We start from the raw sequence: 11357 nt of genomic DNA, 5'->3' as shown, positions 1-11357 counted from the left end.
TCAACATATAATCGGTTTCTACATATCCGCCTGCCCCATCAGAGGGAGGAAGAATGAATCCACCAAGAATCGCCTGCGTAAAGCTTAGGTGACCTACGTCTTGTGAAATTACGTTATAAAAGCCGAATGGAAGCAAGCTTCCAATCAAATTGGTAACCTGTGTTCCGGGAACGACTAATTCGTCCTCGTCCCACAGTAGAGTTGCTGTAGCTCCATCACATGGGCCTATCAGCGTAAATCCTACTTTCAGTGTAAAGCTCTCTCCGGGCTCTATAGTGATTTCATTTGTTTTCACATCTCCTACCTTAAAGAAGTACTGCGATGGCATCGGATCAGGCACTTGGGCTTGAACTCCAACAACGCCAAGAGCAAGGAGCATACAAGCTGTAAGGAGAGTGTTTGTAATCTGACTAAAGTGTTTCTTCAGTCCATTTGTTAAATTGTTCATAAGCTTTCTATTTATTGGTTTTTAATTAGTAATTGATTTGGGTATTTAATTGTTATATAAGATGTTTAGATCAATTTATAAAGGGGCAGTTGCTCCAGATTGATTAAATGACGCATTCAAAATTGAGATATCAAAGATATTGATGTTGCCATCACAATTCAGGTCGGCCAGCGAGTTGTAGCTAGGATTACCTACAGATGTATTGAAAGCGGCGTTGATCAATGAAACGTCGAAGATGTTAACTGCTCCATCATTATTGATATTACCGTTTCTAATGGCACCTACTGCGAGGCTGTTATTACCTGCTGCAATCACTACATCCTCAATTCCTTTTGCAAGGTATCCTTGTACTTTTACGATTACATCGTACGTACCTATTGCAACATTAGGAATATTGAATGTGCCATCGGCAGCAATCGTGGTATTGTATGTTGCTATCAATGTAGCAGTACCCGGTGTGTAGAAACGAACAGTAGCATCGCGGTTACCGCAGTTGCTGTTCCAGTTTACGGTACCGTTAAGCACAGCGGGATTTGCAACATTGCAAGTAGGAGTGATTGTGAAAGTTCCAGTGCCAGAGGCAAATCCATATACATAAACGTAATAAGTAACTCCACTTTGCGAAGCTGCAATTGTATATTCAGATTGCAATCCACAAGAGTCATCATTTCCACCTACACATATCAGATCATCACATGTACCTGTATAAACTTGAACTTGGGTGTCGTAAGATGAACCACAAAGGCTCAGGTCAATATCAGCACCATTTCCTACAATTGTGTACCACACACCAGGGGCTCCTGAAAATGTACCACAAAAATCAGTAGGAGCACCAGTACTAGTTGCACCAAGTGTAGTTCCATTGACTGTAACGTCACATTCTAAAGGTATTGCATCACAGGGCTCGTCATTTGATATAGCCGGAAATCCAGAACATTCGCAATCAGCATTGTAAGAATCTCCTGTTGTAAGTGGATCTCCATCATCACAGGCTGTTCCGGGTAGAGCCGGGCCTCCGGCTACGCCATTACAATCAAGATCGCAGGCTGCCGTATTTTGAGCTATAGCAAAATTGAATGGGAAAAGTGGAACCACACCCGTACAGGATGAATCAGAAAGTGTGATAGTAGCACTTATCACTGTTCCCAATGGAATAATATCAGCTAGTGTAACAGAATCTCCAGCTGCGACAAATTCTACGCCACTGTTTCCGCCATCTATACTGTAGGTATAAATAAAGAATTCGCTGCTTCCCGGATCTTCCGGAGTATAGAAAGTAACTTGGTATCCAACAGTATCAACAGCGCAATATGCCACCGTGTTGGCCAAGGTGAAGCCTGCATCTGGAAATACTGGTGGTGAACAATTGCAAGCTTCCGCATCAATTTCGTCAATGGTTATGCCAGCAATGCCTGTTGCGCCAAAATAACCATCTACCTGTAGATAATATGTAACACCTTCTTCAATACATAACTCTATGCCAGATCTAAATAAGCCAAATTCACAAGCTGCGAAAAGTGGGGCTGGTCTGTCATCATTTGCACCAATAAGTGTATAAGTATCATAGTCATTACAATCATCAGCAGTATAAATAGCAAACTGGCTATCGAAAGAAGAACCTGGGTTACATCCATCAATTCGTACACGTCCGGAAGCTGGTCCTACAAAGGTGTACCAGATAGAATTGTTAACTACCGCGCCATCACACCATGACATTGTACCATTACAAGCACCATTAGGTGGAGCAACTTCGTTGGTATCGGCAGTCGCACCAATATTTGATCCTGTAATTAGAGTACCATCGGTTGGAATAGCAATAGCATTACAAGGTAAATCGTTTAAGGCAGCGCATACTTCAGGAGAAGCAGCAGAGCCGCTAGCACCACAAAGCGGAGCATCAGCACCGGTTGCTAGAACGTTTGCAGGAGAGCCAGTTGAAACAGGGCCTAAAATTGCTGACCCACCTGCCGGAATAGAAACAGGAGTTCCACCATTCACAGTTACGTCATAATTCGCATTTCCAGTACCATTACTTAGGCTGGCATTTACATAGTAATCTGCACCTGCTGCAAGGCAACCCTCAATTGGGTCTCCGTTAATGTCAACAACTGAAAGAGCTAAATCTGGTGAAGTGCAAGTAAGCTCTTCGCAAGTTACCGTAAGATTGTATTGGCCTTCTTCACCAGCGAAATACCCTGCGAGAAGAATGTAATAGGTTTCGTCGGCAAATGCAGTAAATGTGCCACCTGCCGAGAAAAATTGACCTGTTAAATTACAGAATGGCGTGCTGCCATCTGTATAACCACCAAAACCAAATCCATCAAAACAGGTTAATTCGCCACAAGTACCGGTAAATACGGTCAAATCAGTATCAAAAGTAGTTTGTGGATCACACGTAGCCAATGTTACAATGGTTTGAGCGGTAGGCGTATAAGTAAACCAAACTCCAGGGGCACCATTTCCGAAAGGAGCACATCCTACGGTGTCAACAGTAGCACCTATATTTGTGCCAAGATAAGAGCCATTGCAAGGTAGAGGAAGTGCATCAGCACATTCGTCATTGGTAACAGGACAAATAAGTTGAGCAAAGTTTGTAGTCAGGTTGCAAATTGGATTTTGGCCTTCAATAGAGGCGCTAACCGTTACTCCAAATGGTACATTGTTTAAAATATTAACCGTTTGACCCTCAAGAGCAACAATTAAAGTAACCGGACTAACGGGTACAGCATCAGACCGGGTAAGATAAACAGTAACAAATGTGTTTGAACCGAAATCTGTGAGAAATGCAGATACATCGTAGTTCTCCGCCTCACAATCGTTTGTTACCGTATAGGTGAAATCAGGAGCCGTACATGCACCTGGCACAACGTTTACTCCATAATCTTCAACCTCGCCATCAAAAGCCGTAATACAGGGTCCTGCTGCTGCAATATTGTAACTGAGAATTACACGCATACGTGTCGCGCCAAGCAACGCACCAGGAGGTACAGGGATCATTTGTGTTCGTGTACAAGGATCTGTACATACCGCAAATTGAGTTCGTTCATTAGGTGAAAAGACTTCATCTTGATTCCAATCAACCCAAACTTGAAGGTGTTCATTATCACCTGAAAAAGATTGAGTGTGAGATGCTGTAAAAGAGAAAGGTATTCCCGGGGATACAGTGCCCACCTGATCGGTAAAATCGGAATATCCTGAGCCTTCAGTGTCGTTATCGACGCCGCCGAAGGTTACGTTGGTGAGCCATTCAAAACCAGAATCGGTTGAAGAACTTGCGCAATATTGCGCTGACGCAATATTTGTCGAGATTAAGGTCAGAAAAACTAGCGAGCAGCATGCTCCGACCAAATTGGTAAACGGTTTTCTCATGAGTTAAAAGATTAGGTTAAAAATATTAAAGTTGCCGTAATCTAAGATGGTTTAAGTCTTAATGCTAATACGACCTGCCAATAGTACAAATAAAATTCGATTAATGCAATAATTTATGCGATGAATTGCGAATTATAAGGAACGTTGTCATCTTTTTTTCAAAATTCATATAAAACTACTTTTGTAAAAATGTTGGTACACTCTCAACTTAATGATAAATCTAATCTTCCCAAACCGGTCGTTGGCTAAATTGTTCATTTTGTACTCTCTTTTAGACGAAAATTTGTCGCCTACTATTAAGATCATGATAAGAATGCGATCACTGTATTATTTTGATGTAAATTTTAGGGGAATAGGTGAACACAATATATAAGCCCGTTAAGATTTTTATAATTGAATAAGTATTTTGAGAGGGGAATAGCCTGTAGGTGAAATCGAAAAATCCCGGCTACCTTTGGGTAACCGGGATTATTATGAGTTATAACGCTCAATTATTCATTGAGCATCGCCATTTTTATTTAGCAATCATAAATTTCTCAATGATTGTTTCATTATTTGTAGTCATTCTGTAAATGTAAACACCATTTGGTAGTGCTGCACCGTCAAAATCCAATCTGTATTCTTTGTTATTTTCTGCTTGGGCATTGAAAAGTGTAGCAATATTACGTCCGCTCATGTCATACACTTCTACAAGAGTACGACCTGTTTCGGCAGTTATAAATATAACCTGCGATTGACCGGCAGTTGGGTTTGGGAAAGATGATAGCTCACTTTCCGTTACTGTAACTAATCCTGGAGTTACTGGCTCTTCTTCACAATTGTGAAGTGCTACAACACCATCCACGTCAAAAGCATCGGGAGTAGTAGAAAGCGTGTCGTTGTTTACGACTCTCACAAAGTTCACATAGGCAAATGGTCCAGCATCACTGATGTCAACGAAACCGTTTGCACGACATACTGTTTTCGCGAAGAAGAAATTAATTCCATCCACAGATACATGTACGTCAGCGTACTCGGCGTAAGAGGCGCAGCTTGAATTCCCGTAAGTAGTTTCAACTACTTCGATATCATCGCCAGGACCATTCGGAATAGCACCATCAAAAGCTAATGTAATGCTACCTCCGTAACCAAGAGATACAAACACGAGTTGATCAACACGCTCTGGAGCATCAAGTGCCTTAGAAGCATCTGTTCTGTTCGCAGCAATCGCACCCCCATTGCTTTTCACACCTTGAATGTATTCCACAACTTCAGTAGCATAGCAGTCACCGTTTTCAATAGCGGGTTCTTCACTACAACCATTAATTGCTTCAACACCATCTAGATCGTAGCCATCAAGTGAACCTGTGCTAGCTGAGTTAGTGATACGAATTGCAGATACATAATCAAGACCAGTACCGGCAATATCAACTCCACCATCACGACAAATAGAACCAACAGATACGAAGTTGATACCATCTTGTGAAAGCGCTATATCAGCTTGCTCATCGTCACTACCACCACATGCGTCACCTGAAAAAGAAGTTTCCCAGATAAGAATGTCGTTTCCTGGAAGGTCATAAATAACACCACCGAAACCAATTGTGATAGAGCCACCAACACCAAGTGAAACAAATCCACCGGCAGCGTTGCTAGCATCTGGTTGTCCAAGAGCAGCAGTTGCATCAGAACGATCGGCTGGAACAGCAGAACCATTGGTTTGAAGTCCTTGATTAAAGCCTAGAATTTCTGAACCGTAACACTGTGTATTCAAACCACCGCTAAGGGTACATCCACCAGCAAGGTCACCATTGAATAGTGGCAATGCGATGTCGTAGGTAGCAACGACTTCCATAGACGCAAGATTAACTTCTTTGAGAAGCGATCCGCCATTTCCATCAGCAAGCAATACGTTTCCGTTGTCAAGAACAGCAGCACCGTTTATTTCATTCACCGGTACGGTAAAAGATGCGCCTGTAAGTACATTGGTAAATGTATTGTTGCTACGAGTAATCAACCAGATTTCTCCGTTTACTTCTATCAAGTCGCCACCATTTACATTTCTTGATGGTCCGTAAGGAGTAGCAATACCTGTAGATGGATCGATTGTGTAAACTTGATTTGCTCCGCTTCTACCTGCGTAAACTGTACCGTCACTTCCAACCACAGCAGCAGGGAAACCTGAAAGGTTAGTGCCGCTTGCAGTAGTAATGTTTAGTGTAGCAATAACAGTTGCAGAAGCTACATCAATGATTTTCAAGTCGCTTCCACCTACATTATATATAAGACTTCCATCAGGCGATAGACCAATGTGGCCACCCAGATTTGGTATTACAGTAGTGTAAGAAGCTGTACCATCACCATTAAGTGTTACCTCAAGAAGTGGCTGTGAGCCGCCGCTTGCTGCTTGGTGTATGTAATACAATTTGTAATCCAGACACTCACCTTCAACTGGTTGATCAAATGTATTACAACCCGACGCCATGTCACCATCGCGAAGTGTGTAAGGTTCGCCATCAAGAGTCAATACATAAGTAGTTCCGGGATTTGTACCGTCAAGGTTTCTTACTTCAAGGCTTGAATTTCCTTGATTAGAAACCAATAGCTGGTCAGAATCTGTAATAGCCAATCCTGTAACTTTTGTGGTTACGCTTCCAATTAAATTATCAGTAACTACATCAGCCGGATATACTTCGTATAGTCCATTACCACTGCGTGTTGCAAGGTAAAGCATTCCATCTGAGGCAAAAGCAAGGTCACCACCTGTAACTGGAGCATAAGTATCGTAAGGTGAGACTACATCAGTGATTACATTCACACTATAAATAGCGTTGTTGTTTTGGCTTCCAATAAGTAGTTTTCCATCAGCGTTAAAAACAGCTGCTGTAAGCTCGCCGTAATCTGCACCCAAAGCAATTGTAGGTCCGAATGTTGGCGCCACAACATGTGGGTTTAGCGTACGGTACGAGTTTTCATGCTTGCTTACGGCGTAGATCAAATTATCAACATGATTGTAAGCAATATGTATTTCGATGTCGCTAGTTGCAATGTATTCCATTGTGGCTACACCACCACTAAGTGTTACTGAATAAATATCAGAGATACCATCAGCAGCAGCGTGATCAGAAATGTAGTAAACAAAATCTTCACATGAAGGAGTGATTACCGGATTACCTTCACAACCACAACCTTCAACAATTACATCGTTTTCAGTAGCGTCGTTTCCATCGTTACATGCGTCGCCAAAGTTAGCTTCAAGATCAGGACAGTCGAACTCAACTACAATAGGAGTTCCTTCACATCCACAGCCTTCATCGATTACATCGTTTTCAGTCATTTCATCATTGTCATCACAAGTATCACCGAAGTTTGCTTCAAGCTGTGGACAATCAAATACGATAATTGGAGTACCTGCACAACCACAGTTAGCATCAATTACATCGTTTTCAGTATCCGCATTTTGATCATCACAAGCATCACCGATATTAGCTTCAAGCTGTGGACAGTCGAAGCTTACAGCACATGATACTTCCAATTGCCACCCGCCTTCATAAGTAGCAGATGATTGGCAGCTCACGCTTTGGTCAGATACTACAGTCAAAAGAATAGCATTACCAGTTGAATTAACATTAATAACAGAAAGGTCTTGGGGACCAGCGCCAGTAGCAACACCCAACGTAGAGTATAGTATTGAATCTTCTGATGAATCACCGTCATAAATAACGATGTCATCCCATCCACCCTCAATATTTCCTGAAAGGAAATTTAAGTTGAGGATTGTTCCCTCAGAAACTGAATATGTTCTTGTAAGCGACTCATTGTTCCCGTAGCAGAAAGATTGAGCCAATGGCTGGTCGCAGCTTATTTCAAAAACAGTAGGTGTGCCAGCACATTCACAATTTTCCATAATAATATCATCAACTGTCGTAGGATCATTGTCATCACAAGCATCGCCGAAGTTACCAATTGGACAATCTGTTTCGCATACAGCTTCTCCGAGTGCAAAATCAGAAGATGAAAAATCTTCTTCTGGTGCCGTAATGGTAAAGGGTCCGGCTACAACAACGGGCGCAAATAAAGTATCACTAGTCTCAATGATTAGCTCATTTCCGTTCCAGCCATCGCCCCAGCTGTCTTCCATATTGAGTGTGTAACAGGCATCAGAAAGGCATACTTCAAGTTGTTGTATAGCTCCACTGCCACTTGCAACAATTGCCCCTTCTGAGTCAAGAATTTCCCAAGAAGTTTCGCTGACATAGCTGCCTCCGCCTACACTGAGATTGTAGCATGTTTGTGCCCAGCTAGTGCCGGACATCATTACGAGCATCATAAGGAAGCAACTTGCCCCGATGTGCTTTTTAATTTCGCTGAAGAAATTTAGCGTTTGGTTTGTTGTAATCATCTTACTCATATTTACTGGTTTTAAATGTTTCAAAACAAAAATATTTTGCAAGGCAAAGCCCGGCAAGGTTATGAAACGGTGAATAAGAATTACAAAAGTTGGATTTCAATAGTTCAATCTCACTCGAACAGTTACAAATTTACGCCAATTTTCGACGAAGTCAATAGTTTCGTCGATAAATATTGAAAAAATCTTTATTAAATTATTTAAAGAACTCACAAATGTTTATCTAAATAAATGAATTACAGGGTTTTAGACTCTAATGGAGGAAATGTAAATTTATTTCAAAAAATACTGGTAGCAGATTTAAAACTGATTTTTATCCAGTTTAAGCCATTCTAAAGCGGCGCCATGAAGTAAATTACTTTTAATGTCAGTGTTGTATTTGCTTCCGCGAATGAGTTTCCCGGGCTCTAACTCGCCTAATGGGAACGGATAGTCAGATCCAAGAGCTACTTTACTAGATCCAAAAAGATCTATAACGTAGTCGAGCACTTTTTCGTCATGAACGAGTGAATCTATCCAGAATTTCCCTAGATATTCTTTTGGGTTTACATTATTATCAATTGCGCAAAGATCAGGTCGCACATTAAACCCATGCTCAATTCGGCTAAGCGTTGCCGGGAATGAACCGCCCCCATGGGCAAAGGCCACACGCAGTTTTGGAAGTCTTTCAAAAACACCACCAAAAATCATAGAGCAGATTGCCAGACTTGTTTCGGCCGGCATCCCTACCAGCCAGGGCAGCCAGTACCGTTCCATTTTTTCTTTTGACATCATATCCCATGGGTGTACAAATACGGCCATATCTAGATCCTGGCAAGCCTCAAAAATGGGGAAAAGATTAGGGTCGTTTAGATTCCAGTCGTTTACGTGCGATCCAATTTCAATCCCTGCAAGCCCAATATTCTTACATCGCTCGAGCTCTGCGATAGCAAGATCGGGCTCCTGCATAGGCACAGTACCTAGGCCTATAAAGCGTTTTGGATATCTTTGTACAATCTCTGCAATGTGATCGTTTAGAAATTTAGAAACTTCCAAACAATCAAGTGGTTTGGCCCAGTAGCTAAACATAACAGGAACGGTGCTCAGTACCTGTACATCTACATGAAAATGACCGCATTCGCGCATGCGCGCTTCTGCATCCCAGCAGTTATCTTCTATTTCACGAAAAAACTTATTGTCCATCATCATCCGTGCGCAACATGGTTTGTGATGATCTAAGTGAATAAAGCCACCGTATCCAAATCGCTCTCTGAAGTTTGGAATATTTTCAGGTAAAATATGCGTGTGGATATCGATTGTAAGCATTTGATTCAGGTTAAAAGTTTTGCGTAATCTTTTGCAAAGTAAGTAAGAATTATGTCAGCACCTGCTCTGGTTATACTTAGCAGCATTTCCTGCATGGCCGCCTCTTCATTAAGCCAGCCGTTTGCCGCAGCGGCTTTGAGCATAGCGTACTCGCCACTCACGTTGTAGGCAGCGATGGGTAATTTACTGTGATTTTTAAGTTGGCTAATAATATCGAGATAGCATAGAGCCGGCTTTACCATTAATATGTCGGCGCCCTCCTCTTCGTCGAGCATCATTTCGCGTAAAGCTTCCCTACTATTTGCCGGATCCATTTGATAACTCTTCTTGTCGCCGCCTTTGGGTGCAGATTCCAGAGCGTCTCTAAACGGGCCGTAAAATGCGCTTGCGTATTTGGCTGTATAGGCCATAATTCCTGTGTTGGGAAATCCTGCATGGTCAAGTTCTCTGCGGATATGCCCCACACGACCATCCATCATATCTGATGGGCCTATTATATCAAACCCCGCCTGGGCTTGAGCTACAGCCATTTTAGAAAGAATAGGTAGCGATTTATCATTGTCAATTTGCCCATTTTCCACAAGGCCGTCATGACCATCAGAGCTGTATGGATCCATTGCCACATCGCTCATTAAAACCGCTTCGGGAAACTTTTCCTTAATCTCTCGTGCCGCGTGCAAATAAAAATTGTCATCGGCATAACTGTATGAAGCGTAAGTGTCTTTTTTTTCTTCGGCAACAGCCGGAAACAGCACAAAACTTCTGAGGCCAAGCTCTAAAGATGTTTCAACTTCGCTAAGCAGTTCTTTTCTACCGAGTTGAAATTGCTCGGGAAGGGATTTTATGGCGTTTTTAGCGGAAGCATCCTGTGTAATAAATAAAGGGGCTATTAGTTGCTCAACGTTAAGTCTGGTTTCGCGAACCAAACCACGAATTCCTTCAGAATATCTATTTCTACGTGGTCTAATTCTCATCTTTGGTATACATATCCATTGTGGTAATCAGCTCTTTTATTTTCAATCCCACTTCATCAAGTCGTGTTTTGTAAGCTTTTTGCAGATCGAGTATTTCCTGATCGCTCATCCCTTTCATCGTTCTTTCCTTCTCAGGGTCGTGCTTATGCGGAGAGTCACTATTGTGTATGTGTTTAGATCCGGGAAAGTCTGCCACGCCCTCCATCCAGCTAGCAAGAAGGTTATAGCTGCGGTTAATACTCCGCATCATGCTTTCGTAAGCCACACGGTCAGGATCATTTGCCGAGAGTTTACCCAGTTTTTTTTCTACCCTTTGTTCCTGTTCCTGCAGCACGCTATAAATAGAGTCGTGTTTGTCAAGAATCTGTTCATGAATAGCAGATGCTTCTACCATTTTTCTGTTTTCGTTGCGTCCGCCGCACGCTGCCAATAAGAGAACAAGACCTAATAAGGATAAAATTTTAAAGTGTTTTTGTTTCATGTGATTTGTTTTTTTTTGGAACCGGATCCCATCCCTGATCTCCCCAGGGATGGCATTTTGAAATTCTTTTTATTCCGAGCCAGGTGCCTTTAAAAGGCCCCCATTCTTTAATTGCATCAATCGCGTAAGACGAGCAGGTGGGAGTAAACCGACAATTTGAACCAAAAAGCGGTGAAATAACGGCCTGATATACCTTTACAAAAAAGATGAATATGTAACTTAGAATTTTCAAGGGTGCAAATTTACACAAAGGTTTATAATCCTGACCCAAAACAGAGAGCTTGTTAAATGGCTTGCTGTTTCTGTGACTATATGTGACTATATACGTGATTTGAAGCCGCACCTCTGGAGGGTTTTGTTAGCAAAAACGCTAATTTGATCATTCTAAAAGCA

The 11357-nt window shown here is 42.0% G+C and carries 7 protein-coding genes; all 7 read right to left on the bottom strand.

Annotated features, from left to right (window positions below; all coding sequences use genetic code 11):
- Positions 1 to 448 (bottom strand): hypothetical protein (locus G3O08_RS16405; protein ID WP_163286540.1); only part of this gene is annotated, 448 nt, incomplete at its 3' end.
- A 75-nt stretch (positions 449 to 523) separates the two neighbouring features.
- A complete protein-coding gene (locus G3O08_RS16400; protein WP_163286538.1) occupies positions 524 to 3817 on the bottom strand; it encodes a GEVED domain-containing protein in 3294 nt (1097 codons plus the stop codon).
- A gap of 514 nt (positions 3818 to 4331) precedes the next feature.
- Complete coding sequence (locus G3O08_RS16395; protein WP_163286536.1) at positions 4332 to 8207, bottom strand: T9SS type A sorting domain-containing protein; 3876 nt, start codon at positions 8205 to 8207, stop codon at positions 4332 to 4334.
- A 297-nt stretch (positions 8208 to 8504) separates the two neighbouring features.
- Positions 8505 to 9509: an amidohydrolase family protein gene (locus tag G3O08_RS16390; protein ID WP_163286534.1), complete on the bottom strand. Its 1005-nt coding sequence runs from the start codon at positions 9507 to 9509 to the stop codon at positions 8505 to 8507.
- 5 nt (positions 9510 to 9514) lie between these two features.
- Positions 9515 to 10483 (bottom strand): porphobilinogen synthase, encoded by a 969-nt coding sequence (gene hemB / locus G3O08_RS16385; RefSeq protein WP_163286532.1) that lies wholly within the window; start codon positions 10481 to 10483, stop codon positions 9515 to 9517.
- On the bottom strand, positions 10473 to 10964 hold the full coding sequence (locus G3O08_RS16380) for a hypothetical protein (RefSeq protein ID WP_163286530.1): 492 nt from the start codon (positions 10962 to 10964) through the stop codon (positions 10473 to 10475). Before G3O08_RS16380 ends, hemB begins: the two co-directional genes overlap by 11 nt.
- A complete protein-coding gene (gene yidD, locus G3O08_RS16375) occupies positions 10945 to 11196 on the bottom strand; it encodes a membrane protein insertion efficiency factor YidD (RefSeq protein WP_163286528.1) in 252 nt (83 codons plus the stop codon). Before yidD ends, G3O08_RS16380 begins: the two co-directional genes overlap by 20 nt.
- Between the last annotated feature and the right edge of the window lie 161 nt (positions 11197 to 11357).

Origin of the sequence: Cryomorpha ignava (assembly GCF_010686655.1) — a bacterium.
Lineage (GTDB): Bacteria > Bacteroidota > Bacteroidia > Flavobacteriales_D > Cryomorphaceae > Cryomorpha > Cryomorpha ignava.
The sequence above is the reverse complement of the archived record's forward strand: the minus strand, read 5'-3'. Positions and strand labels throughout refer to the sequence as shown.